This is a genomic window from Kitasatospora sp. NPDC091335, assembly GCF_044757205.1.
Classification (GTDB): domain Bacteria; phylum Actinomycetota; class Actinomycetes; order Streptomycetales; family Streptomycetaceae; genus Kitasatospora.
In genome coordinates this window covers 364216-389453 of the sequence record NZ_JBIVUM010000004.1, presented here as the reverse complement: position 1 = coordinate 389453, position 25238 = coordinate 364216, and the positions used below count along the sequence as shown (strand labels likewise).

19 protein-coding genes and 1 tRNA gene are annotated in these 25238 nt (G+C 73.1%); 2 read left to right on the top strand and 18 right to left on the bottom strand.

Annotated elements, in window-relative coordinates; all coding sequences use genetic code 11:
* Window positions 1–116: 116 nt before the first annotated feature.
* From ACIQOW_RS13160 to ACIQOW_RS13125, 8 genes are all read right to left on the bottom strand, one after another.
* On the bottom strand, window positions 117–1253 hold the full coding sequence (locus ACIQOW_RS13160) for an LCP family protein (RefSeq protein WP_401083540.1): 1137 nt from the start codon (window positions 1251–1253) through the stop codon (window positions 117–119).
* Window positions 1254–1393: 140 nt separating this feature from the next.
* The gene (gene rho, locus ACIQOW_RS13155; RefSeq protein WP_401083538.1) at window positions 1394–3484 is read right to left on the bottom strand and encodes a transcription termination factor Rho; all 2091 of its coding nucleotides are present in this window, start codon (window positions 3482–3484) and stop codon (window positions 1394–1396) included.
* A 602-nt stretch (window positions 3485–4086) separates the two neighbouring features.
* Window positions 4087–5025: a homoserine kinase gene (gene thrB / locus ACIQOW_RS13150; RefSeq protein WP_401083536.1), complete on the bottom strand. Its 939-nt coding sequence runs from the start codon at window positions 5023–5025 to the stop codon at window positions 4087–4089.
* Window positions 5026–5365: 340 nt separating this feature from the next.
* Window positions 5366–6511: a threonine synthase gene (thrC, locus tag ACIQOW_RS13145; RefSeq protein WP_401083534.1), complete on the bottom strand. Its 1146-nt coding sequence runs from the start codon at window positions 6509–6511 to the stop codon at window positions 5366–5368.
* A 10-nt stretch (window positions 6512–6521) separates the two neighbouring features.
* A complete protein-coding gene (locus tag ACIQOW_RS13140; RefSeq protein ID WP_188297497.1) occupies window positions 6522–7814 on the bottom strand; it encodes a homoserine dehydrogenase in 1293 nt (430 codons plus the stop codon).
* Between the two features lie 139 nt (window positions 7815–7953).
* Window positions 7954–9345, bottom strand: coding sequence for a diaminopimelate decarboxylase (gene lysA / locus ACIQOW_RS13135; protein ID WP_401083532.1), 1392 nt, complete (start codon window positions 9343–9345; stop codon window positions 7954–7956).
* A gap of 90 nt (window positions 9346–9435) precedes the next feature.
* Window positions 9436–11097 carry an arginine--tRNA ligase gene (gene argS / locus ACIQOW_RS13130; RefSeq protein WP_401083530.1) on the bottom strand — a complete coding sequence of 554 codons (1662 nt, stop codon included), beginning with the start codon at window positions 11095–11097 and terminating at the stop codon, window positions 9436–9438.
* Between the two features lie 84 nt (window positions 11098–11181).
* The gene (locus ACIQOW_RS13125; RefSeq protein ID WP_401083752.1) at window positions 11182–11631 is read right to left on the bottom strand and encodes a PleD family two-component system response regulator; all 450 of its coding nucleotides are present in this window, start codon (window positions 11629–11631) and stop codon (window positions 11182–11184) included.
* A gap of 194 nt (window positions 11632–11825) precedes the next feature.
* Here ACIQOW_RS13125 and ACIQOW_RS13120 point away from each other — a divergent pair.
* Window positions 11826–11897 (top strand) — tRNA-Arg (locus ACIQOW_RS13120).
* Window positions 11898–11999: 102 nt separating this feature from the next.
* Here ACIQOW_RS13120 and ACIQOW_RS13115 read toward each other — a convergent pair.
* From ACIQOW_RS13115 to ACIQOW_RS13105, 3 genes are all read right to left on the bottom strand, one after another.
* A complete protein-coding gene (locus ACIQOW_RS13115) occupies window positions 12000–12977 on the bottom strand; it encodes a trypsin-like serine peptidase (RefSeq protein WP_401083528.1) in 978 nt (325 codons plus the stop codon).
* Window positions 12978–13266: 289 nt separating this feature from the next.
* Window positions 13267–14880, bottom strand: coding sequence for an MFS transporter (locus tag ACIQOW_RS13110; protein ID WP_401083526.1), 1614 nt, complete (start codon window positions 14878–14880; stop codon window positions 13267–13269).
* A gap of 172 nt (window positions 14881–15052) precedes the next feature.
* Window positions 15053–16774: a DUF885 domain-containing protein gene (locus ACIQOW_RS13105; RefSeq protein ID WP_401083524.1), complete on the bottom strand. Its 1722-nt coding sequence runs from the start codon at window positions 16772–16774 to the stop codon at window positions 15053–15055.
* Between the two features lie 117 nt (window positions 16775–16891).
* Between ACIQOW_RS13105 and ACIQOW_RS13100 the strand changes: the two genes are divergently transcribed.
* The gene (locus ACIQOW_RS13100) at window positions 16892–17647 is read left to right on the top strand and encodes a TetR/AcrR family transcriptional regulator (protein WP_401083522.1); all 756 of its coding nucleotides are present in this window, start codon (window positions 16892–16894) and stop codon (window positions 17645–17647) included.
* 220 nt (window positions 17648–17867) lie between these two features.
* Here ACIQOW_RS13100 and ACIQOW_RS13095 read toward each other — a convergent pair whose 3' ends face one another.
* The 7 genes from ACIQOW_RS13095 to ACIQOW_RS13065 are packed head-to-tail and all read right to left on the bottom strand — an operon-like array spanning window position 17868 to window position 24757.
* Complete coding sequence (locus ACIQOW_RS13095) at window positions 17868–19136, bottom strand: protein kinase (RefSeq protein WP_401083520.1); 1269 nt, start codon at window positions 19134–19136, stop codon at window positions 17868–17870.
* Between the two features lie 59 nt (window positions 19137–19195).
* Window positions 19196–20182, bottom strand: a complete 987-nt coding sequence (locus ACIQOW_RS13090) for an ABC transporter substrate-binding protein (protein WP_401083518.1) — start codon at window positions 20180–20182, stop codon at window positions 19196–19198.
* A gap of 55 nt (window positions 20183–20237) precedes the next feature.
* The gene (locus ACIQOW_RS13085; protein ID WP_188296175.1) at window positions 20238–20990 is read right to left on the bottom strand and encodes an amino acid ABC transporter ATP-binding protein; all 753 of its coding nucleotides are present in this window, start codon (window positions 20988–20990) and stop codon (window positions 20238–20240) included.
* Window positions 20991–21043: 53 nt separating this feature from the next.
* The gene (locus ACIQOW_RS13080) at window positions 21044–22042 is read right to left on the bottom strand and encodes an amino acid ABC transporter permease (RefSeq protein ID WP_401083516.1); all 999 of its coding nucleotides are present in this window, start codon (window positions 22040–22042) and stop codon (window positions 21044–21046) included.
* Window positions 22043–22084: 42 nt separating this feature from the next.
* A complete protein-coding gene (locus ACIQOW_RS13075; protein WP_401083514.1) occupies window positions 22085–23032 on the bottom strand; it encodes an ABC transporter substrate-binding protein in 948 nt (315 codons plus the stop codon).
* Window positions 23033–23045: 13 nt separating this feature from the next.
* Window positions 23046–23600: a GNAT family N-acetyltransferase gene (locus tag ACIQOW_RS13070; RefSeq protein WP_401083512.1), complete on the bottom strand. Its 555-nt coding sequence runs from the start codon at window positions 23598–23600 to the stop codon at window positions 23046–23048.
* On the bottom strand, window positions 23597–24757 hold the full coding sequence (locus tag ACIQOW_RS13065; RefSeq protein ID WP_401083510.1) for an LLM class flavin-dependent oxidoreductase: 1161 nt from the start codon (window positions 24755–24757) through the stop codon (window positions 23597–23599). The genes ACIQOW_RS13070 and ACIQOW_RS13065 overlap by 4 nt, the downstream gene beginning before the upstream one ends.
* Between the last annotated feature and the right edge of the window lie 481 nt (window positions 24758–25238).

The window sequence follows — 25238 nt, the reverse complement described above, 5'->3', positions numbered from 1 at the left end:
GGGCACCGGGTCGGCGGCTGGAGCGCCGCACGTGAACCGGGACCGACGGACCAGTCTGCCAGGACCGGCCGCTTCTTCCCAAACCGGGGGTCACTCCGGGATATTCCGGGCGCCGCTCAGCGCGCCGTGCCGGCCTTCGCGGTGGCCTTCCCCGTGCTCCTCGCACCCGTCGACGGGGCGGCCGTCGGAGCGGCCGTGGGGGCCGCCTGGGCGGGGTTCTCCGGCTGCGCGGAGACGACCGCCTGCGGGAACGGCCGGTCGGCCCTGAGCGCCGCCCAGACCTGGTCGGCCTGCGGCTGCTGCTGGACCACCCGGTTCGGGTCGCTGGGGGCGGTCTCCACCGGCAGGGTGACCATGCTCAGCTGGTCCGGGCCGATGCCCTTGAGTTCCTGGGCGAGCCCCACCAGCGAGTTCACCGAGCCGAGCGCGGAGTCGGTGGTGATGCTCCTGGTCGCGGTGTCGCCGATCGACCACAGCTTCACCGGGTTGGTGAACAGCCCGGTCCCCCCGGCCTGCGCCAGCAGGGACTTCACCATCTGCTTCTGGAGTTCGATCCGGCCGAGGTCGCTGCCGTCGCCGACGCCGTGCCTGGTGCGCACGAAGGCCAGTGCCTGCTTCCCGTCCAGGTGGTGCTCACCGGCCGGCAGGTCGAGCCCGCTGTCCTTGTCGTGGATGGCCACCGTGGTGTTCACGGTGACCCCGCCTATCGCGTCGACGACCCGGGCGAAGCCGGCGAAGTCGATCTGGAGGTAGTGGTCCATCCGCAGTCCGGTGAGCTGCTCGGTGGTCTTGACCGCGCAGGCCGCGCCGCCGGCCTCGAAGGCGCTGTTGTACATCGCGCGCTTGGCCGCCGGCACCGCCCCGCCCTTCGCGTCGGTGCAGTCGGGGCGGGCGACCAGGGTGTCGCGCGGTATCGAGACGATCTGGGCGCGGGAGTGGTCCTGGCTGACGTGCAGCACCATCGCGGTGTCCGAGCGGGCGGTGTCGCCGGTGTCCCCGCCGGCCACCGAGCCGTTGTCGCCGGCCCGCGAGTCGGAGCCCAGCACCAGGATGTTGAAGGACCCGTCGGTGGCGGCCGGAGGCCTGGCGTCGCCGAGCCGGCCGTCGATGTCGACGCTCCTGATGTTGTCGTTCAACCGCACGTACGCGTAGACGGCCGCACCGGCGCCGAGGACGACGAGCGCGACGAACGCGCAGGCGGCCGTCCGCAGGACCTTGCGGCGGCGACTCGGGACCCTCTTGTGCTCGGCCATACGGTCCAGAGTAAATCGGACAACATGATCCAAAGGCCTCAACGTGTCCCAACTCTGGAACAACCCGGGCACGGACGCACGGAACCCCGGACCGCTCGCGCGATCCGGGGTTCCGTGCTTCGACAGCCGTCCGGCTACCGTCAGTCGCCGGAGCCGGGGGTGGTCTTGGCGATCTGCATCAGGAACTCGGCGTTGCTCTTGGTCTGCTTCATCTTGTCCAGGAGCAGCTCGATCGCCTGCTGCGAGTCGAGCGCGTGCAGCACCCGGCGCAGCTTCCAGACGATGGCCAACTCCTCACTGCCGAGCAGGATCTCCTCCTTGCGGGTGCTGGAGGCGTCCACGTCGACGGCCGGGAAGATGCGCTTGTCCGAGAGCTTCCGGTCGAGCTTGAGCTCCATGTTGCCGGTGCCCTTGAACTCCTCGAAGATCACCTCGTCCATGCGCGAGCCGGTCTCGACCAGCGCGGTGGCCAGGATGGTCAGCGAGCCGCCGTTCTCGATGTTGCGCGCGGCACCGAAGAACTTCTTCGGCGGGTACAGCGCGGTCGAGTCGACACCACCGGACAGGATGCGGCCGGAGGCCGGCGCCGCCAGGTTGTAGGCGCGGCCCAGGCGGGTGATCGAGTCCAGCAGGATGACCACGTCGTGGCCCAGCTCCACCAGGCGCTTGGCGCGCTCGATGGCCAGCTCGGCGACGGTGGTGTGGTCCTCGGCCGGGCGGTCGAAGGTCGAGGAGATGACCTCGCCCTTCACCGACCGCTGCATGTCGGTGACCTCTTCCGGACGCTCGTCGACCAGGACGACCATCAGGTGGCACTCGGGGTTGTTGTGGGTGATCGCGTTGGCGACCGCCTGGAGCACCATGGTCTTGCCGGTCTTCGGCGGCGCGACGATCAGACCGCGCTGGCCCTTGCCGATCGGCGACACCAGGTCGATGATCCGGGTGGTCAGCACGCCCGGGTCGGTCTCCAGGCGCAGCCGGTCCTGCGGGTACAGCGGGGTGAGCTTGTTGAACTCGGGGCGGCCGCGGCCGCTCTCCGGGTCCATGCCGTTGACGGAGTCCAGCCGCACCATGGCGTTGAACTTCTCGCGGCGCTCGCCGTCGCGCGGCTGGCGCACCGCGCCGGTGATGGCGTCACCCTTGCGCAGGCCGTTCTTGCGGACCTGGGCGAGCGAGACGTAGACGTCGTTCTGCCCCGGCAGGTAGCCGGAGGTGCGCACGAACGCGTAGTTGTCGAGGATGTCGAGGATGCCCGCGACCGGGATCAGGACGTCGTCCTCGCCGATCGGCGTCTCGACGGGGCCGGCCTCGAAACCGTCGCGCCCGCGGCGGCCACGGCGGTCGCGGTAGCGCCCGCGCCGGCCACGGCGGCCGTCGCCGAACTCGTCGTCCTCGTAACCGCCCTGCGGGGCCGGCTGCTGCTGGGCCGGCTGGGCCTGGCGACTCTGCTGGTCGGCCTGGCCGCCCTGCTGCTGGCCACCCTGGCGCTCGGTGCGCTCAGTGCGGTCGCGGCGGCTGCGGCGGTCGCGACGCGACTCGCGCCCGTCGGCGTCCTGGGCCTCGCCGCCCTCCTGGCGCTCGGTGCGCTCGGTACGGTCGGTGCGCTCGCCGCGGTCGCGGCGCTCACGGCGGTCGCGACGGCTCTCCCGGCTGTCCTCGCGGCCCTCGAAGCCGCGGGTCTCGGCCGGGCGGGCCTCGGCCTGCTTCGGCTCGGCGACCGCGACGGTGGCGGCCTCGGCCTCGCCGGCCGGAGCGGTGGGGGCGCCGGCGGCCGCGGTGGCGCGGCGGCGGGTGCGCTCGGCACGGGCGGGGGCGGCGGTCTCCGCGGCGGCCTGGACCGGGATCTCGATCTGGGCCTGCGACTCGGCGGCGGCCGCGGCCTCGGCCTCCGCCTTGGCGGCGGCGGCCTTGGTGCGGCGGGCCGGCTTCTCGGCCGGGGCCTCGGCGTCCGCCTTGGCGGCGGCACGCTTGGCGGCCGGGGCGGTGCCACCGGCGGCGAGCAGCGGGTCCCCGCCGCTCTTCTCCTTGATGGTCTCGATCAGCTGGCTCTTGCGCATGCGTCCGGTACCGGTGATGCCAAGGTCCGCGGCGAGCTTCTGGAGCTCGGCCAGGACCATGCCGTCCAGGCCGGCGGCGGCACTGCGGCGGCGCCGCGCCGGAGCAGCGGGGGCGGCCGCGTCCGACGCTTCGGCGTCCGGGCGCGCGCCCATCAGATCGGTGGAGTCGCTCACTAAGGGTCCTTCCCTGGAGCGGACGTCGGCCTGTCTGGCTCGGCGACCGGTTGTGCTGTCCTGACCAACGCTCGACTGCGTCGGTCCGAGGCGGTGATCCCTCGAATGGCGGGAGCCCGTCGAGGGAGAGCTACGTACGAGGTGCGGTGCGTGAAGCACGGTGGTGCTGAGTGGCGCGTGGGCCGGTCGTGTGTCGACCTCCCCTGGGGGCGTAACCCCCACGCTTCCTGCGAATCCCGGGCCCCCGTCGCGTGACGGTGGCCCGCGCTCCGCCCGTCCTGGCCTCTAGGTGGGAGGCCGCGGGTGGGAGTCAGGTGCCGTCACGGCTTCGGGATGCGGCCGCATGTGCGCAGGCAGGCTGCGTACGCGCTGCGGTGGGCTCCCGGAGAATCGTCGCCCCGTGCATCGCCGGGACTCCACTGCCGTGGAGCGCGGGGATCGGGACGCGGTGCACCTAGCCCCGGAGGGCACCTGGTGCAGCAATGAGGTTAACACTACCGACCCCCTGAGACATTCCCCAGCCTTGCGCTTGCCAATCGTGTCCGTCGGGGCCGGCTCGGCAGGGTGCCTGCGCCGGGCCCCGGACGGGCCGTTCGCGCTGCTCAGACGTCCAGTGGGAGCACGACGGCCCCGGCCCGGTCGACGTCCAGGCGGTGCGCGGCGAACGCCGGGTCACCGCCGTGGCCGTGGTGCCCGGCGAAGGAGAGCACCCCGTCGGCGCCCGCCTCGTCGGTGAGCGCCAGCACGGTCGGACCGGCCCCGGAGATGACCGCGGGGACGCCCTCGGCGCGCAGTGCGCCGACCAGCGCGGCGCTGTCCGGCATCGCGGAGGCGCGGTAGTCCTGGTGCAGCCGGTCCTCGGTGGCGGTGAGGAGCAGTTCCGGGCGCCTGGTCAGCGCCTCCACCAGCAGCGCGGAGCGGCCGGCGTTGACGGCGGCGTCGGCCAGCGGGACGGTCTTCGGCAGCAGTCCGCGCGCGGTCTCGGTGAGCACCTCGCCGGCCGGCACGAACACCACCGGGACGACCTGCTCGGACGGCTCCAGCGCGACCGCCCTGGCCGACTCCTCGTCGGTCCAGGCGATGGTGAAGTTGCCGCGCAGGCAGGCCGCGACGTTGTCCGGGTGGCCCTCCAGCTCGGAGGCGAGGGCCAGCAGCGCGTCGTCGTCCAGCGCGGACGGTCCGCCGATCGTCACCGCCCTGGCGGCCACGATGCCGGCGCAGATGGCGGCCGAGGAGGAGCCGAGGCCGCGGCCGTGCGGTATCCGGTTGGCACAGACGATTTCGAGGCCCCGCGGCTGGCCCCCGAGCCGGTCGAAGGCGGCGCGCATCGCGCGGACCAGCAGGTGGCGCTCGTCGCGCGGCAGCGTCTCGGCGCCCTCACCGGCGATGTCGACGGAGAGGCCGGAGTCGGCGACCCGGACGACCACGTCGTCGTACAGGCCCAGCGCGAGCCCGAAGGCGTCGAAGCCGGGGCCGAGGTTGGCGCTGGTCGCGGGAACCCTGACCCGGACGGCGGCGGCACGGAACGCGGGACCGGCCATGCGGTGGACTCTCCTGGGGAAATCGGGCGGCGCGGAGCGCGTCGTCGGTGCGAGGGTGGGGAACGGACCGCGGCCCCTCCGGGGCGGGCGGTCGCGACGGTCGGCGCGGCCCGGACCCGCCGGGCCCGGGGCATGTGCCACACGGCCGAAGCCAGAGTATCGAAGAGAGGTTCCCGAGCGGTACACCCCGTGGGCCTTCGATCCGGTGTGTTGCGGTTCTGGCCGGAATGCGCACCGGGGACGGGCGGCGGTGCGCGGCTCGGTTGACACGGAAGCGGTCAGCGGAGAACTTCGGCGGGCCGGCCCCCGAAGGGGTCGGCCCGCCGGGTGTCACGGCCCGTCAGTCGAGCAGCCCGAGGCTCCGGGCGGCCGTCTCCGGGTCGATCGGGACGACCTGCGGCTGCGGCGCGCCGGCCACCGCCCAGTCCGGGTCCTTGAGGCCGTTGCCGGTCACGGTGCAGACGATCCGCTGGCCGGGGTCGACCAGGCCGGCCTCCGCCTTGGCCAGCAGGCCGGCCACCGAGGCGGCCGAGGCGGGCTCCACGAAGACGCCCTCCTGCGAGGCCAACAGCCGGTAGGCGGACAGGATCTGACGGTCCGTCACCTTGTCGATGAGGCCGCCGGACTCGTCCCGCGCGGCGAGCGCGAAGTCCCAGGAGGCCGGGTTGCCGATCCGGATCGCGGTGGCGATGGTCTGCGGCTTGAGCACCGGCGCGCCGTCCACGATCGGGGCCGAGCCGGAGGCCTGGAAGCCCCACATCCGCGGGGTGCGGGTCGACATGGCAGGGAGGGTGCGGCGCGAAGCGCCCCCGTCAAGGGTGGCGGCGGGCGACGGGTGGGCGTACTCGCGGTAGCCCTTCCAGTACGCGGTGATGTTGCCCGCGTTGCCGACCGGCAGGACGTGGATGTCGGGGGCGTCGCCGAGCATGTCGACGATCTCGAAGGCCGCGGTCTTCTGGCCCTCGATCCGCACCGGGTTCACCGAGTTGACCAGCGCCACCGGGTACTTCTCGGACAGTTCGCGTGCGAGCGTCAGGCAGTCGTCGAAGTTCCCGTCGACCTGGAGGATCCTGGCGCCGTGCACCAGCGCCTGGCCCATCTTGCCGAGGGCGATCTTGCCCTGCGGGACGAGCACCGCGGAGACCATCCCGGCCCGCACCGCGTACGCGGCGGCGGAGGCCGAGGTGTTGCCGGTGGACGCGCAGATGACCGCCTGCGCGCCCTCCTCCTTGGCCTTGGAGATGGCCATCGTCATCCCGCGGTCCTTGAAGGAGCCGGTCGGGTTGGCGCCCTCGACCTTGAGGTAGACCTCGCAGCCGGTGCGCTCGGAGAGCACCTGGGCGGGGACCAGGGGCGTGCCGCCCTCCAACAGGGTGACCACCGGGGTGGCCGCGGTGACCGGCAGGCGGTCCCGGTACTCCTCGATCAGGCCGCGCCACTGGTGGGTGTGCGCGCCTCGGACGACGTTCTCGGCAACGGCGTTCATGGCTGGTTCCTTATTCCCCTTCGACCCGCATGATGCTGGCCACGTCCCGCACGCTGTCCAGCGCGCGGAGCTTGTCGACCGTCGCCGACAGCGCGGCGTCGGTGGCACGGTGGGTGACCACGACGAGCGAGGCGTCGCCGTCGCGGCCCTGCTGGCGCACGGTGTCGATGGAGACGCCGTGCTCGGCGAAGACGGACGCCACCTGGGCGAGCACGCCCGCGCGGTCGTCCACGTCCAGGCTGACGTGGTAGCGGGTGACCACCTCGTCCATCGGCTTGGCCGGCAGCCTGGTGTACACCGAGTCACCGGGACCGGTGGCGCCGGCCAGCTTGTTGCGGCAGACCGCGACCAGGTCGCCGAGCACCGCGGAGGCGGTCGGCGAGCCGCCCGCGCCGGGGCCGTAGAACATCAGCCGGCCGGCCGCCTCGGCCTCCACGAACACCGCGTTGTACGCCTCGCGGACCGAGGCCAGCGGGTGCGAGAGCGGGATCATCGCCGGGTGGACGCGCGCGGTGACGGACTCGCCGTCGGCGGCCCGCTCGCAGATCGCGAGCAGCTTGACCACGCAGCCCATCTCCTTGGCGGAGGCGATGTCGGCCGCGGTCACCTCGGTGAGGCCCTCGCGGTAGACGTCCGCCGCGGTGACCTTGGTGTGGAAGGCGATGCCGGCCAGGATCGCGGCCTTGGCGGCGGCGTCGAAGCCCTCGACGTCGGCCGTCGGGTCGGCCTCGGCGTAGCCCAGCGCGGTGGCCTCCTCCAGCGCCTCCGAGTAGCCGGCGCCGGTGGTGTCCATCTTGTCGAGGATGAAGTTGGTGGTGCCGTTGACGATGCCCAGCACCCGGTTGACCTTGTCGCCCGCGAGGGACTCGCGCAGCGGGCGCAGCAGCGGGATCGCGCCCGCCACCGCGGCCTCGTAGTACAGGTCCACGCCGGCCTCGGCGGCCGCGGCGTGCAGTTCGGTGCCGTCCTTGGCGAGCAGCGCCTTGTTGGCGCTGACCACCGAGGCGCCCTGCGCGAAGGCGGACAGGATCAGCGACCTGGACGGCTCGATGCCGCCCACCACCTCGACCACCACGTCGATGTCACCCCGGTTGACCAGGGCCTCGGCGTCGGTGGTGATCAGGTGCTCGGGGACGCCGGGGCGGGTCCGCCCGGCCCGGCGCACCGCGATCCCGGCGAGCTCGACCGGAGCACCGATGCGAGCGGCGAGGTCGTCGGCCGTCGTCGTCATGATGCGCGCCACCTCGGAGCCCACCACACCACAACCCAGCAACGCCACCTTCAGCGGGCGCGTACGCATCATCCGACTCCGCTCTGCATTCTTCGTGCTTCGGTAATTTCCGGCGGGTTTTCCGTGGCCGCCGGAAACTTCGGTCCGTACCAGTCTCCGGGACTTTCCGTACGGATCTACGGTCGTTCCATGATCTGAGACAAGGATTTCGTCATCCGATATCCAGACGCAGGAGATCCTCCTCCGTCTCGCGCCGGACGATCACCCGCGCCGCACCGTCCTTGACGGCGAGCACGGGAGGCTTCAGGGCGTGGTTGTAGTTGCTCGCCATCGAGCGGCAGTAGGCGCCCGTGGCGGGTACCGCGACCAGGTCGCCCGGGGCCAGGTCGGCCGGCAGGAAGGCGTCCCGGACGACGATGTCGCCGGACTCGCAGTGCTTGCCGACCACCCGCACCAGCATCGGCTCCGCCTCGCTGGTGCGCGATACCAGGGCCACCGAGTACTCGGCGTCGTAGAGCGCGGTGCGGATGTTGTCGGACATCCCGCCGTCCACGCTGACGTAGGTGCGCAGGCCCTCCAGCGGCTTGACGGTGCCGACCTCGTACAGCGTGAACGCGGTCGGGCCGACGATCGCCCGGCCCGGCTCCACGCTCAGCCGGGGCGCCTTCAGCCGCACGGCGGCGCACTCGCGGCGGACGATGTCGGCCAGCGCGGCCGCGATCTCGGCCGGCTCGCGCGGGTCGTCCTCGCTGGTGTACGCGATGCCGAGGCCGCCGCCGAGGTCGATCTCGGGCAGCTCGACGCCGTGCTCGTCGCGGATCCCGGCCAGCAGGCCGACCACCCGGCGGGCGGCCACCTCGAAGCCCGCCATGTCGAAGATCTGCGAGCCGATGTGCGAGTGGATGCCGCGCAGCTCCAGGCTGTCGTGGCCGAGCACCCGGCGCACCGCCTCGGCGGCCGCGCCGCCGGTGAGCGAGAGGCCGAACTTCTGGTCCTCGTGCGCGGTGGCGATGAACTCGTGGGTGTGCGCCTCGACGCCGACGGTGACCCGGACCAGCACCTGCTGGCGCACGCCCTGGCGGGCGGCGATCGCGGCGAGCCGCTCGATCTCCTCGTACGAGTCGACCACGATGTGCCCGACGCCGGTCTTCACCGCGTGCTCGAGCTCGTCCACCGACTTGTTGTTGCCGTGCAGCGCGATCCGCCGCGGCGGCATCCCGCCGGCCAGCGCGACCGCCAGCTCGCCCGGGCTGCACACGTCGACGTTGAGGCCCTCCTCGTGCAGCCAGCGCACGACGGCCTTGGAGAGGAACGCCTTGCCGGCGTAGTAGACGTCCGCCTCGGTGCCGAAGGCGTCCCGCCAGGCGCGCGCCCTGGCCCGGAAGTCGTCCTCGTCCAGCACGTAGGCCGGGGTGCCGAACTCGGCGGCCAGCCGCTTGACGTCGATGCCGCCGACGGTGGCCACGCCCTCGGCGTTCCGGGCGACGGTGCGCGCCCAGACCTTGGGGTCGAGCGCGTTCAGGTCGGCGGGCGGGGCCTGGTAGTGGCCCTCGGGCAGGACGTCGCCGTGACGGGGTCCTGCGGGGTGTGCGGAACGACTCATGCTCGTAAGTCCTTCGAGACCTATGGCGAGGGGCGGCGACGGTCCCCGTTGACCGTCAGCCGCCCCCCGCAGTGCACGTGGGGGTGGTGCCTACATCCGCTCGGGCGCCGTCACGCCCAGGAGCGTGAGCCCGTTGGCGAGCACGGTGCGCGTCGCCTCGACCAGCCAGAGGCGGGCCCGGTGCGTGTCGGTGAGTTCCTCGTCGCCCTTGGGCAGGAACATGCAGTTCTCGTACAGGCGGTGGTACTTGCCCGCGAGCTTCTCCAGGTACACGGCGACCCGGTGCGGCTCGCGCAGCTCGCCGGCCGCGGCCAGCACCCGCGGGAACTCCGCGAGGTGGCCGAGCACGTCGGACTCCCACTCGGTGGCGAGCAGTTCGGGCCTGAACTGCTCGGCCGGGCCCTTGTCCACGCCCAGCTCGACGGCCTTGCGCGCCACCCCGCACATCCGGGTGTGCGCGTACTGGACGTAGAAGACCGGGTTCTCGTTGGTCTGGCTGGTCAGCAGGTTGATGTCCAGCGTGATCGTCGAGTCCGTGGAGGAGCGCGCCAGGGTGTAGCGGGCGGCGTCGACGCCGATCCACTCGACCACGTCGTCGATCGTGATGATGTTGCCGGCCCGCTTGGACATGCGGACCTCTTCGCCGTCGCGAAGCATCTTCACGAACTGGCCGATCTTCACCTCGATGTTGTGGTTCATGTCGTCGCCCGCGCAGGCCGCGATGGCCTTGAGGCGGTTGACGTAGCCGTGGTGGTCGGCGCCCAGCATGTAGAGCGCGACCTCGGCGCCGCGGTCCCGCTTGGACAGGTAGTACGCGGCGTCGGCGGCGAAGTAGGTCTTGTCGCCGTCGGCCTTGATCAGGACGCGGTCCTTGTCGTCACCGAAGTCGGTGGTGCGCAGGAAGACCGCGCCGTCCCGCTCGAAGACGTGGCCCTGCTCGCGCAGCCGGTCGATGGCCTTCTCGACCGCGCCGGAGTCGTGCAGCGTCCGCTCCGAGAACCACACGTCGAAGTGGGTGCCGAACTCGTCCATCGAGCGCTTGATCTCGGCCACCATGAGCTTCAGGCCCTCGGCGCGGAAGACGTCGAGCTGCTCGGCCTCGGGCAGGTCGAGCACGCCGGGAACCGCCTCGGTGAGCGCCTTGGCGATGTCGACGATGTACTCGCCGACGTACCCGCCCTCGGGCACCTCGCGGCCGTTCGCGGCGGCCTGGAGGGAGGCGGCGAACTTGGTGATCTGCACGCCGGCGTCGTTGAGGTAGTACTCGGTGGTGACGTCGGCGCCGGAGGCCCGCAGCACGCGCGCCAGCGAGTCGCCGACGGCGGCCCAGCGGACGCCGCCGATGTGGATCGGGCCGGTCGGGTTGGCGGAGACGAACTCCAGGTTGATCTTCAGGCCCTTGAGGGCCTCGTTGCGGCCGTACGCCTCGCCCGCCTCGACGACGGCGCGCGCCAGCGCACCGGCGGTGGCGGTGTCCAGGGTGATGTTCAGGAAGCCGGGACCGGCGATGTCGACCTTGGTGACGCCGGTGATCCCTCGCAGACGCTCGGCCAGCACCTCGGCAACGGCTCGCGGCGGCTTGCCGGCCGCCTTGGCGAGCTGGAGGGCCACGTTGGTCGCGTAGTCGCCGTGGTCCCTGTTCTTGGGCCGCTCGACCGTCACGTGCTCGGGCACGGCGACGGCCAGCTCGCCCGCCTCGACGGCGGAGCTCACTGCGGCCTGGATTGCCTGGGAAAGGTCTGCGGGGGTCACGACGCCAAGCGTAGGCGAGACGGGGTGCCCGCCCGCCACCCGGTTTACCGGTCGAGACGCCCGGGCGCCGTCGTTGCGGGGGTCTCAGCCGTGATCGGTACGCCGTGTTCGCTCAGGGCGAACTCCGTCGGGCGGTCCCCCGGCCTCTTCGGCGGACGGTCCGACGGGCCCGCCCGCCGCGAGGCGCCGGACCAGGGCCACCAGGTCGGCCGGGTCGAAGGGCTTGCCGAGGTAGCCGTCCACCCCGACCGTCTCCCCCAGGTCGAGGTCCGCCGGGGTGCAGGCGCTCACGATCGCGATCGGCAGCCGGCTGGTGTCCGGGGTCGCCCGCAGCCGGGCCGCCGTCCGCAGGCCGTCCAGCCGCGGCATCATCACGTCCAGCGTCACCACGTCGGGCTGCACCCGGCGGATGACCTCCAGGCACTCGGCACCGTCGGCGGCGGTCACCACCTCGAAGCCCTCGAGCTCCAGGTTGACCCTGATCAGCTGGCGGATCACCTCGCTGTCGTCCACCACGAGGACCCGCCCGGACACTCCCGACACCTCACCGAGGGTATCGGCGGCCCCGCCGCCCCGTCCGGCCTTTGGACACTTCCGCTCCCCGCTCCCCCGCCCGGCCGGCGGCCGGGGCCCGGCCCGGACGATCTTCCCGGAACCCGTGCACGGACCATGGCCGAAGCCTGATACTGTTCTCACGTCGGAAGCGCGAGCGGCCGACAGGCCAGTAGGCCCCCGTAGCTCAGGGGATAGAGCACCGCCCTCCGGAGGCGGGTGCGTAGGTTCGAATCCTACCGGGGGCACTTCGCGGGAAGTGCAACAGAGGCCCAGATCAGTGGAGTTGATCCACGGATCTGGGCCTTCGTCATGTCCGGGGCCCGGCGGGGCGGGATCCCGCCCCGGGCTCAGGAGGCGGCCGCCTCGGCCTGGGCGTACAGGTCCGCGATGGTGTGGTCGAAGTAGGCGCTGTACGAGATGTCCTCGGTGTCGCCGCCCTGCTGGTAGCCGCCGATCGCGCCGATCACGTCGCCGGTCGCGGTGTTGATCCACGGACCGCCGCTGGTGCCGGCCGGGTAGGCCGGGCACTGGACGACCCGCTGGTAGGCGCTCTGCTGCCCGGTGGTGTTGGTGCACAGGACGGGCGTCTCGGAGTTGCCCGGGTAGCCGTAGAGCCGGACGGTCGCGTCGAACGGCTCGTCGGCGCCCAGCCGGTTGCCGCCGACCACGTCCTCGACCTCGCGGCCGTTGCTGGGGGCCGTCTCCAGGATCGCGAAGTCCTCGTCCACCTCGCCCTTCTGGGACCAGCCGGCGGTGGTGTGGATCGCGGTCACCCGCCAGGTGCCGTACGGGGCGGAGCCGTCGCGGTAGCCGGGGGCGAAGGTGACGCCGTCGGTGCTGCTGAGGCAGTGCGCGGCGGTCAGCAGCAGGTTGCCGGTGGCGCTGTGCAGCACGCTGGCGGTGCAGAAGTGGTCGCCGGCCGCCACCGCGCCGCTGAACAGGGCGCCGACCGTCCCGGTCTCGCGGTCGTCGGCCGGGGCCGGTCCCGTGGTGCCGAGGGCGGCGCCGTGGGTGGCGGGCGTCGCCGTCGCCGGGTCGGCCGGACCGGCGGTCGGGCTCGGGCTCGGGCTCGGGGGCGCGGTCGCGGTGGGGGTGGGGGCCGCGGCGGGGGTGGCGGCGGCGGGTGCCGCCGGTCCGGTGGCCGGGGCGGGCGCGGCGACGGTGCGGGTGCTGCGGGCGGCCTTCCCCGCGGTCGTCGTGTCGGACAGGTCCAGTCCGTTCGTCCCGGTCAGGACGGCGGCGACCGCGACGGCGGACAGCGCGGTGAACAGGGACGGTGCCAGCAGTCCGCGGCGGCGGGACCTCTGGCGGCGGTGCTTGCCCATGCCTGTTTCTCCTGCCGGGGCGATCGGGGGGCGGCGTTCGGCCACGACTATGCCGCCTCAGCCTGGAAAGGGTGTGACCGGCGCCTTGGAGCTCGATGAGAAACCGGCATCCGGCCGCCCCCGGCGTCACCGGTCGGCGGGCACCGCTTCCCGGTGGCGGTACGGGCGAAAGCCCCGGCCACGGTACCGGCCGTCGTCGGGCGGCACGGCGGCGCCTCCCTGGTCCCCGGCCGGTGGCCAGGAGTCGGGCAGGCGCCGGAGGTTGACCGCGAGGCCTCGCCTCACGTCCTCAGTCGCCCGGTGGCCGCTCCGGCCCCGCGTCGGCCCGGACCTCGGCGACGGCCTCGACGTTCGCCCTGACGTCGGCCCGGGCGACGGCCCGCGGGCTCGGCCGCCCGTCCACCGCCCGCGCCCCGGACGCCGCTTCCGTCCCGACCGGGACGGCGGTGGCCGTGGCGGGCGCCGGCCGGTGGTCGATCATCAGCACCGCGACCAGCGCGGCCACCAGCAGGACGCCCATCGCCACCCAGGTCGCGACGACGTAGCCGTGCACCGCACCCTGGGCCCGCACCGCGGGATCGGAGGCGATCCGGGTGGCCAGGAAGCTCGCCGTGGCGCTCGCCGCGACCGTGTTCAGCAGCGCGGTGCCGACCGAACCGCCCACCTGCTGGGCCGAGTTGATGGTGGCCGAGGCCGCGCCGGCCTCGTTCGGGGCGACCCCGAGGGTGGCCAGGCTCATCGCCGGCATGAACACCAGGCCCATGCCGAAGCCGATCAGCAGCTCGGCGGGCAGCACCATGCCAGCCCACGGGCTGTCCACCCGCATCTGGGTCAGCCAGGCCATGCCGCCCGCGGCGAGCAGCAGCCCGGGGCCGATCAGGTTCCTGGACGGCACCCTGGTCATCATCCGGGCCGCGAGGCCCGTCGAACTCAGCACGATGGCGGCCGTCATCGGCAGGAAGGACAGCCCGGACACGATCGGCGAGAAGTGCTTGATGGCCTGGAGGTAGTAGGTCAGGAACAGGAACAGGCCGAACATGCCGACCATCGCCAGGCCCACCGACAGGGCGCCGCCGCCGCGGTTGCGGTCGGCGACGATGTGCATCGGCAGCAGCGGGTGCGCGGTGCGGCGTTCGACCAGGACGAACAGCCCGAGCAGTGCCACGCCCACGACCAGCGGGCCGACCACCAGGCCGTCGCCCCAGCCCCGGGTCACGGCCTCGGAGGTGCCGTAGACGATCGCCAGCAGGCCGCCGCAGCCGAGCAGCGCCCCGGGCAGGTCCAGCCGCATCCGGCGGCCCTTCTCGACGTGGTCGCGCCGCAGCACGGTGAACGCCGCGAAGGCGGTGACGGCGGCGATCGGCACGTTGACGAACAGGCACCAGCGCCAGTCCAGGTACTCGGTCAGCAGACCGCCGGCGATGAAGCCGATCGCGGAGCCGCCGCCGGCGATGGCACCGAAGATGCCGAAGGCCGTACTGCGTTCCCTGGGATCGGAGAAGGTGGTGGAGAGCAGCCCCAGCGCGGAGGGGGCGAGCAGGGCGCCGAACGCGCCCTGGAGGGCACGGGCGCCGAAGAGCATGGCCGGGCCGACCGCCGCGCCGCCGAGGGCGGAGGCGAGGGCGAAGCCCAGCAGGCCGACGGTGAAGACGCGCTTGCGGCCGAAGAGGTCGCCCACGCGCCCGCCGAGCAGCAGCAGGCCGCCGAAGGCGAGCGTGTAGGCGGTGATCACCCACTGCCGGTCGGCGTCCGAGATGCCCAGGTCCCGCTGGGCGGACGGCAGTGCGATGTTCACGATGGTGATGTCGAGCACGATCATGAGCTGGGCGGTGGCGATGACCGCCAGCGCCCACCAGCGGCGACGGTCCGTGGTCCCATGACCGGTTGCGGGTTGCGCAGACACGGTTCGAGCCTTCCGGAGTGGTGACGGAGAGGTCACGCAGTCGCCTTCCAGCCAAACCCCGCTCCGGACGAATGGCAAGGAAAAACCTCACCAAATCGGACTTGTGGGACAAAAGAACCAGGCCTCCGGGACTCGGGACCGAGTCCCGGAGGCCTGGTTCCGCGGCCTCGGGTCAGAGCGCCGAGAGCTCCGCGACCAGGTCGTCCAGCCCCAGCGAGCCCTGCGAGAGCGCCGCCATGTGCCAGGCCTTGAGGTCGAACTCCTCGCCGCGCGCCTCGTGCGCCGCCTTCGCCGCCGCCCGGCCGCGCAGCCAGGCGCGCTCGCCGAGCTTGTAGCCGATCGCCTGGCCCGGCAGGCCCAGGTAGCGGACCAGCTCGCTGTCCAGGAAGTCGGCGGACAGGCCGCAGTACAGGCCGAAGAACTCCCGGGCGTACTCGGGGCTGACCGGCTCGCCCGGCCGGTACGGGGAGTCCGCCGGGAAGTCCAGGCCGACGTGCATGCCGATGTCGACGATGACCCGCAGCGCCCGCATCATCTGGGCGTTGAGGTAGCCGAGCCGGTGGCCCGGGTCGGTGAGGTAGCCGAGCTCGTCCATCAGGCGCTCGGCGTACAGCGCCCAGCCCTCCAGGTTGGCGCTCACCCCGCCGAGGCTCACCTGGTAGGTGGAGAGCCGGTCGGCGACGTAGTTCCACTGCGCGAGCTGGAGGTGGTGGCCGGGCACGCCCTCGTGGTACCAGGTGGAGACCAGGTCCCAGACCGGGAAGCGGTCCCGGCCGAGCAGCGGCAGCCAGGTCCGCCCGGGGCGGCTGAAGTCCAGCGAGGGCGCGGTGTAGTACGGTGCGGCGGCGCTGCCCGCCGGGGCGATCCTCGACTCGACCCGGGTGACCGGCTCGGCCAGGTCGAAGTGGGTGCCCTGGAGGTCCCGGACGGCCTGGTCCATCAGGCCCTGGAGGTACTCCCTGGCCGCCTCGGCGCCCTCGATGGCCGGGCCGTCGGACTCCAGCCACCGCATCGCCGCCAGCGGTCCCGCGCCCGGCAGGACCTTCTCGGCCTCGGCCTCCATCTGCGCCAGCAGGTCGTGGAACTCGCTCCAGGCCCAGGCGTAGGCCTCGTCCAGGTCCAGGTCGGCACCGGTCCAGTAGCGCACCCAGCGGGCGTAGCGCTCCCGGCCCGCGGTGTCCGGGGCGCCGGCCACGGCCGGGCCGTACACGTCGCGCAGCCAGTCGCGCAGTTCGGCCAGCGCCGCGTCGGCGGCCGCCGCGTGCTTCGACAGCTCGGCGCGCAGGCCCTCCGGAGCGCCCTGCGCGAACTGCCCGAACCAGGCACCGGGCGCGCCCTCGGCGGACGCGTCCTCGCCCAGCCACTCGGCGAACTGCCCGAGCACCGTGGCCACCTGGCGCGGGCCGGACAGCAGCCCGCGCTCGACGCCCCCGGCCAGCGTCTGCCGGTACTGCTCGAACGCCACCGGGACCCTCGCCAGCCGGCGGCCGACCACCTGCCACTCGGCCTCGGTGTCGGTGCCCATCAGGGTGAAGGACTCCCGCAGGTCGTGCACCGGGGAGCCGAGGTTGCGCAGCGAGCGGAAGTGCTCCCCCGCCGCGTGGACGGCGAGTTCGGCGCTCAGCCGCTCGCGCAGCAGCCGGGCGCAGCGGCGCTCCGCCTCGTCCTCGGCGACGCCGGCCCGCTCGGCCTCGTCGAGCTTCGCCAGGGTGCGGCGGGCCAGGTCGGCCAGTGCTTCCGAGCCGGCCGGGGAAAGGTCGGGAAGTCGGTCGTCATCGAGGTTGAGGCCGAGGTACACCGCGGTCAGCGGGTCGAGTTCGGCCAGTTCGCGGACGTGGTCGTCGGCAATGCGGCGAGGGGTGGCGCCGTCGGCGGTGATCAGTTCTTCACGCATTCGGACATCATTTCGCGGTCCGGCGGCTTTGCAACCCCTTTGCCACCGGCCCCGCCTGCGAAAATCCGTTCGGCGCGACAGGATCCGATCCGTCCGACGCCCATTACGCTGGCCGCCATGGACGCCCGCCCCGCCCCGGCAGCCGGTCAGCCGCCCGCCCCGGCCGTAATCGAGCCGCGCCCGCGCCGCAGCGGCTACCGGCGGCTGCCGGTCCAGCAACGGCGCGAGCAGCTGATCGCGGTCGCCCTGGAGCTGTTCGCCGCCAGGCCGCCCGAGGAGGTGAGCCTCGACGACGTCGCCGAGGCCGCCGAGGCCTCCCGCCCGCTGGTCTACCGCTACTTCGCGGGCGGCAAGCAGCAGTTGTACGAGGCCGCGCTGCGCTCCGCGGCGGACGAGTTGACCAGCCGCTTCGCGGTGCCGGTGACCGGGACGCCGTCCGAGCAGCTGTCGGCGGTGCTGGACGGCTACTTCGCGTTCGTGGCCGAGCACGACGCGGGCTACTCGGCGCTGCTGCGCGGCGGTTCGGTGGTGGAGACCGCCCGCACCTCGGCGATCGTGGACGACGTCCGGCGGGCGGCGCTGCGGCGGACGCTGCGCCACCTGGGCGTGCGGGAGGCCGGGCCGCGGCTGACGCTGCTGGTGCGCTCGTGGATCGCGGTGGTCGAGGGCGCGTCGCTGAGCTGGCTGGACGAGGGACGCACGCTGCCGGTGGCGGAGCTGCGCGACTGGCTGGTGGACCAGTTCACCGCGATGGCGGCGGCGACGGCGCTGCACGATCCGCAGACGGCCCGGGTGCTCACGGGGCTGCTCGCGCTGGAGGGGCCGCAGGCCGATCGGGCCGAGCGACTGCGCGCGGTGCTCGGGCAGGAGTGAGGGCGGGCGCGAGGGCGGGCGCGAGGGCGGGCATGGCGACGGGTGCGAGCGCCGGGGTGCGGGCGTGCGGGCCTGAGGCTTCCGACGACCCCCGTGCCAGGGGCCGGGGCGGCGGGCCAGGCCGTCCCGGTCGGCGGAATCCGCCCGGTGCCCGCTCCGGCCGCGGCTCGGCGGCCCGCACGCCCGGGGCGGACCGCCGGAGCGCCGGGGCGGACCGGCCTCAGCCCTGCGCGCCGCCGCCGAGCAGCACCCCCAGGACCGGGGCGAGGGCCCGCGCCCGGCCCGGACCGAGCCGGGCGACCTCCCGCTGCCAGTGCGCGAGGTCGCGCCGCACGTCCGCCCTGGCCTCCGGGGTGGCGCCCGGCACCCGGGCCAGCTCGTCCAGCAGGGCGACGGCGGCGCCCGGGCTGCCGTCCCCGGCCAGCCAGAGGGCCAGGTCGTGGCAGGTGCGCAGGGTGCGCGGGTCGTCCGGGCCGCAGATCCGGGCGAAGTCGGGGACGAGCCCGGTGAGGATCTGCACCGCCTCCGCCGCCTCGCCGGCCTCGCCGTACCGCCACGCCTGGTCGGCCCGCCGCCGCAGCTGCTCCGGGCTGGGGTCGCCCGGGAGCCACATCCCCTCCTCGATGCCGCGCAGCCGCTCCAGCACCTCGCCGGCGGAGGCCGGCCGCTGCTCGGGCCGCTTGGCGAGCAGCCCGGCGATCAGCTCGGCGAGCGCCGGGTCCTTGCTGCGCACCCGGGGCGGGACCTCCTCCAGGTGCTTGTACATGTACTCGGCGGCCGAGGAGGCGTGGAACGGGCGCGTGCCGGTGGAGACCTGGTGGAGCATGATGCCGAGCGCGTAGAGGTCGGTCCTGCCGTCCACCGCGCCGCCGGACCAGCACTCGGGCGCCAGGTACGGGACGGTGCCGACCACGTTGCCGGTGGAGGTGAGCCGGACGGTCTGGGTGACCAGCCGGGCGATGCCGAAGTCCAGGACCCTGGCCCGCTCGCCGTCCTCCTCGATCATCACGTTCTCGGGCTTGATGTCCCGGTGGACGACCCCCGAGCGGTGCGCGGCGTCCAGCGCCTTGCACACGTGCCGCATCCAGCGCAGCGCCTTCCGGTGGTCCGGCAGGCCGTCCTTGAGCACCTCGGACAGCGCCCGGCCGGGAACCAGCTCCATCACCAGGTACGGGATCCTCACCTGGCCGGTCTCGATCCACCCGTAGTCGTACACGGTGACGATGTGCGGGTCGCTGAGGCCGCCGGCCGTCTGGGCCTCGCGGACGAACCGGCCGACCGCCTCCCGGTCGGTGGCGTGCTCGGCGAGCAGCACCTTGATCGCCACCTGCCGGTGCATGACCGGGTCGGTCGCCCGCCAGACCACGCCGAAGCCGCCCCTGCCCAGTTCCTGCTCCAGCCGGAAGCGACCGCCGAGCACCTCGCCCTTCTCCATGCCCTTCCCCCAACTCGACCGCACCCGCTCGGCGTTCGCCGGCGGAGGGGTCACCCTAGTCCCGGCTGGAGGCGAACGGGTGAACGAGCCGGGGCCGGCCCGGCCCGATGCCGTCACGGCTTGGGCTTGGGCAGCCCCTGCGGGTTGATCTCGGAGCTCTGCACGGCCTCGTTCTCCAGGCCCCAGCGCTTGAGCACCTGCCCGTACGTGCCGTTCCTGATCAGCTCGTCGAGCGCCCCGTTCAGCGCCTTGACCAGCCCGTTGTCCTTCTTCGTGGTCGCCGCGATCTTGCCGAGGACGTCCGCGCCGCCGCCCGAGTAGGTGCCGACGACCTCGGTCTCGCCGGTCTGCACGGCGTGGAAGGCCAGGCTCGGGTTGGGGCCGGTGAAGACCTCGATCCGGCCGGAGGAGAGCGCCAGGTAGTACTCGGTGCTCTGGTGGTACTTGATGTCGATCGGCTTGAGGCCGTTCCGCACGTTCTCCTCGCTCCAGGAGATCAGCAGCTTCTCCTGGTTGGTGCCGGTGGAGACGCCGACCACCTTGCCCGCGAGGTCCTTGGGGCCGGTGACCTTGAGGCCGCTGCCCTTCTTCGCCTCGAAGCCGAGGACGTCCAGCCGGTAGGTGGCGAAGTCGTACTTCTCCTTGCGGGCCTCGGTGACGGTGATGTTGGACAGGCCGACGTCGTACTTGCCGCTGTCCAGGCCGACGAAGATGTTCTCCCAGGAGACCGGGTTGAACTCGACCTTGAGGCCGAGCACGTTGCCGACCAGCGAGGCGATGTCCGGTTCGACGCCGATGATGGTCCTGTCGTCGTTGGCGTAGAAGTCCAGCGGCGGGGTGGTGCCGATGGAGTCGACCACGGTCAGCGTCCCCTTCCGTCTGATCTCCTCCGGGACGAGCGCCGCGATCGCGTCCACTTTCGGCGTGGTGACCCGGTTCTGGTTCGGCGAGAGGTTCACCGCCGTGCCGTCCGGTGCGGTGGTGCCCTTGGCCGCGGCGAGCTCCGTCCCCCCGGCCGAGCCGCTGCCGCAGCCGGCCAGGACGAGGGCGGCGGCGAGGGCGCCGGCGGCGGCCACGAGGGCGCGACGGGGTAGGGACATGGCGTGACTCCTGTTCGGTGAAGGGGACTTGACGGGATTGCGGGGGCTGCGCGGGTCAGAGGACCTTGGCCAGGAAGGCCCGGGTGCGCTCGTGCCGCGGCCGGTCCAGGACCTCGGCGGGCGGGCCCTGTTCGACCACCACGCCGCCGTCCATGAACACCACGCTGTCGGCGACCTCCCGGGCGAAGCCGATCTCGTGGGTGACCACGATCATCGTGGTGCCGCTGCGGGCCAGGTCCTTGATGACGTCCAGCACCTCGCCGACCAGCTCGGGGTCGAGCGCCGAGGTGGGCTCGTCGAACAGCAGCACCTTCGGCTCCAGCGCCAGCGCCCGGGCGATCGCCACCCGCTGCTGCTGCCCGCCGGACAGCTGCCGGGGGTAGGCGGCGGCCTTGTCGGCCAGTCCGACCCGCTCCAGCAGCGCCAGCGCCGTCGCCCTGGCCTCGGCCCTGGGGCGGCGCAGCGCGGCGACCGGCGCCTCGACCAGGTTCTCCAGCACGGTGAGGTGCGGGAACAGGTTGAAGTTCTGGAACACGAAGCCGATGCCGGTGCGCTGGCGCAGCACCTCGCGCTCCTTGAGCTCGTACAGCCGGTCGCCGGAGCGCCGGTAGCCGATCAGCTCGCCGTCGATGGCGACGTGGCCGCGGTCCAGCTTCTCCAGGTGGTTGATGGCGCGCAGCAGGGTGGACTTGCCGGAGCCGGACGGGCCGAGCACCACGGTCACCGATCCGGCCGGGACGTCCAGGTCGACGCCGCGCAGCACCTCCAGCCGGCCGAAGCTCTTGTGCAGGCCGCGGACCTGCACCATCGGTGTGGCCTGCGCCGGGTCGGCCGGGGTCGGTTCCGGCTTGGTCAGGGTGGTCACGGCTGTCCTCCGGAGGTACGGGCGGCGGCGGGACGGGTGCGGTCGGGCAGGCTCCGGGCGAACGCCAGGACGCGCTGCCACGGGGTGGGCGGCGGGGTGCGCCGGGCGCCGCGGGCGAAGTGGCGCTCCACGTAGTACTGGCCGATCGAGAGCGCGGTGGTCAGCAGCACGTACCAGACGGTGGCGACCATCAGCAGCGGCACCACCCGGCCGGTCCGGCCGTAGACGACCTGGGCCTGGTAGAAGAGTTCGCCGATGGCCATCACGTAGACCACCGAGGTGCCCTTGAGCAGCGAGATCACCTCGTTGGCGGCGGCCGGCAGGATGCCGCGCATGGCCTGCGGCAGCACGATCCGCCAGCCCTGCCGCCAGGGCGGGATGCCGAGCGCGGCGGCGGCCTCCCGCTGGCCGGCGTCCACCGCGATGACACCGCCGCGGATGATCTCGGCGGCGAACGCGGCCTGGTGCAGCCCGAGGCCGAGCACCGCCGCGCCGACCGCGCTGAGCACTCCGACGGTCTCGAACTCGCCGAAGGTCGGGCCGAACGGGATGCCGAACCCGAACCGCTTGTACAGGTAGGAGAGGTTGAACCAGAACACCAGCTGGACGATCAGCGGGATCGAGCGGAACACCCACACGTAGGCCCAGGCGATGGACCGCAGGATCACGCTGCGGGACAGCCGCATCGCGGCCACCACGGTGCCCAGCAGGAAGCCCAGCAGGGTGCCGTAGGCGGTGAGTTCGAGGGTGCGCCCGATCGCCCGCAGGATGGTGTCGGCGGTGAAGTAGAGCCGGAAGGTGGCCCAGTCCCAGCCCGGGTTGGTGGCCAGGCCGTGGGCGAACTGGGCGAGGACGACCAGCGCGGCGATCCCGGCGGCCCAGCGCCAGGGGTGCCGGGCGGGGACGGTCCGCAGGCCGTCCAGTTCGTCGAGGTCGGACGCGGCCGGGGCCGGCCGGCGGACCGGGGCCGCCGGGGTCTCGGTGGTGACGGTCATCGGGGGTCTCCTCGGGCGGGCCGGCGCTCGGTGTGCCGGCGCTCAGGTGTGCTCGGGCGGGCTGATCTGCGACTCCTTGATCGCCGATTCGGCGACCCCGTACTTGCGCAGGATCCGCTCGTACGTCCCGTCCTTGATCAGCTGGTTGACCGCCGCCTGGAGCGCCGGGGCCAGCTTCGAGCCCTTCTTCAGGGCGAAGCCGACGTCGAGGCGGTGGAACTCGCCCAGGAAGCGGGTCCCCGAGGCCTCCTGCGCGGCCTGGTGGCGCAGGCCGTTGATGGTGGACATCTCGATGTCCACCCGGCCCTGCTGGAGGCTGGTCAGCACGGCGCCGCTCTCGCTGAACGCCTTGACCTCGTACGGCTTCTTCCCGGCGTCGGCGCAGATGTTCTTCCGGCTGTTCAGGGTGGTCTCGAAGGTGGTGCCGGCACCGGTGCCGACGGTCAGCCCGCACAGCTGGAGCAGGTCGGTGACCGGCTGGATCGCGGTGTTGTCCCGCTTCACGGCGAAGCCCTGGCCGTCGTCGATGTAGGTGACGAAGTCGACGGTCTTCAGCCGGGCCGTGGTGACCCCGAAGTTGCCGGTGCCGATGTCGAACTTCCCGCTGTCCAGGGCGGGCAGGATGGTCTCGAAGGCGGCCGCATCCCGCTGCACGGTCAGACCGAGCAGCTTGGCGACCGCGTCGCCGAAGTCCACGTCGATCCCGGCGGGCTTCTTGCTCGCCTGGTCGGCGTAGAACGCGCTGGGCGGCGCGCCGAAGGACGAGCCGAACTTCAGCGTGCCGGCCTTGCGGACCTCCTCGGGCAGCAGCGCGGCGGCGGCCTCCGACTTCGCCAGCCCGGCGACGACGTCCTCGGTGGCGGTGGCGGCGGGACCGCCCGCCCCCGCCGCGCCCGCGATCTTCGGGTCCGAGCCACAGGCGGCCAGGGCCAGGACCGGCAGCAGGGCGGTGGCCGCGAGCAGGCGGCGGCGGACGGTGGTGGTTCTCACGGGGCGGGGCCTTTCAGGAGGTCGGGGCCGAAGCGGTCAACTGCGGCTCGGAGAAGGGTGGTTGCCGCTCCGGCAGCCACCCCTGCGGCAGCCGCTTCTCGAAGGCGAGCGGGCCGATGGTCAGGGGATCGGCCGAGACGTCGAACAGCGGGGTGTAGCCGGCCGCCAGGTAGAGGTTCCTGGCCTCGGGCTGCCGCGGCCCGGTGGTGAGGTAGATCCGGGTGTAGCCGGCCGCGGCCGCCGTCCGCTCCAGTTCGGCCAGCACCCTGCGGGCCAGGCCCCGGCGGCGGTGCGCGGAGTGCGTCCACATCCGCTTCACCTCGGCGGTGTGCTCGTCGTAGCGCTTGTACGCGCCGCCGGCCACCGGTTCGCCGTCCTCCAGCAGGAGCAGCAGCACCCCGTGCGGCTCGGCGAAGGCCTCGCCCGGGTAGCGGGTCATCTCCTGGTGCGCCTCGGGGCCGTACCGGGTGACGTACTCGTGGGTGAGCTCGCGCAGCAGCGGCTCGACCAGCGGATCGTCGATGGCGACCCGGCGGAACCCGGCCGCGGGGCCGGCCGCTGCGCTCACGCCTGCACCGCGATCAGCTGGTGGCGGTCGCGCTCGGCCTGCTCGGCCCTGGCGGCCTCGGCGGCCCTGGCTGCCTCGGCGGCCTTGGCGGCGTCCCGCTTGGCGACCTCCTCGCGGACGATCGGGATGACGTACCGGCCGAAGTCGATCGCGTCGTCCAGCAGGTGGTAGCCGCGCGCGGAGAGGATGTCCACGCCGAGGTCGTGGTAGTCGAGCAGCGCCTCGGCGACCGTCTCCGGGGTGCCGACCAGCGCGTTGGAGTTGCCCGCCCCGCCGGTGGCCGCGGCGGTCGGGGTCCACAGCGCGCGGTCGTAGCGCTCGCCGGCCTCGGCGATCTCGATCAGCCGCCTGGACCCGGCGTTCTCCGGGGTCGTTCCCGGCCGGTCGGCGCCCCGGCGGGCCCGGATCGCGGCCACCGTCCGGTGCGCCTTCTCCCAGGCCAGCTCCTCGGTCGGCGCGATGATCGGCCGGAACGCCACCTGGATCCGCGGCGTCTCGCTGCGCCCGGCGGCCCGGGCCGCCTCCCTCACCCGCTCGATCTGCTCGGCGGTGCGGGCCAGCGGCTCGCCCCAGAGGCAGTAGATGTCCGCCTCGGCGCCGCCGGCCGCGTAGGCCGCGTCCGAGGAGCCGCCGAAGGAGACCGCGGGGCGCGGCTGCTGGACGGGGAAGACGTCCGAGACGAAGTCCTCGAAGCGGTAGTGCGGGCCCTCGTGGTCGAAGGGCTCGTGGCTGGTCCAGGCCTTCTTCACGATGCCGATGTACTCGCGGGTGCGCTCGTAGCGCTGGTCCTTGGTCAGGAAGTCGCCCTCGCGCCGCTGCTCGTGGTCGTTGCCGCCGGTGATGAAGTGCACGGTCAGCCGGCCGTCGCTGATCCGGTCGAGCGTCGCGAAGGTCTTGGCGGCGAAGGTCGGGTAGGAGACGTTCGGCCGGTGCGCCAGCAGGATCTGCAGCCGGTCGAGGTGCGAGGCGAGGAAGGCCGCCCCGGCCGCCGGCTCCGGGGCGCCGGCGGCGTACGCGAAGAGCACCCGGTCCCAGCCGTGGTCCTCGTGCGCCCGGGCCAGCCGCAGGGTGTAGTCGCGGTCGAAGGCGGCGGTGGTGCGGGCGGTGGTCTCCGAACCGTCGCCGGTGGCGGCGATGCCGAGGAATTCGACGGGCATGGCGGAACCTTTCGGGTGGGCGGAAGTCCGGCGGGCTGCGGGTGGGCAGGACCGGAACCGGCCGCGGCGGGGCGGCCGTCGAGCACGTGACGGTGACGGTGACGGAAGGGTGGCCGAGCGGGGAGGGAAGTCGCGGAATGCCGGAGTGCGGTGCGGACTTCGCGGCGGCGGAGCGTGCCTGACGTACCGTCAGATGGGGACGACGGATTCCGGCCCGCGACGGGGCGATCCGAGGGAGGATCCCCCGAGGCGGTCAGCGCCGGGCGGGATCAGGAGGCCGGACGGGCGGCTCGCTGCCGGGTCAGCCGCGACACGCCGCGGACCACACCCGACCGAAGTCGATGTGGTCGCGGGTGACCAGGGGCTGCTCGGCGTACATGGGCTCAAGTTGAACAGCCGCCCGAGCCGTCCGTCAACCGTCCATCATTGCCGCACTGTTGCGATCTCCTGTCACTTTTCCGACGGCCGTCGAACGACCGCT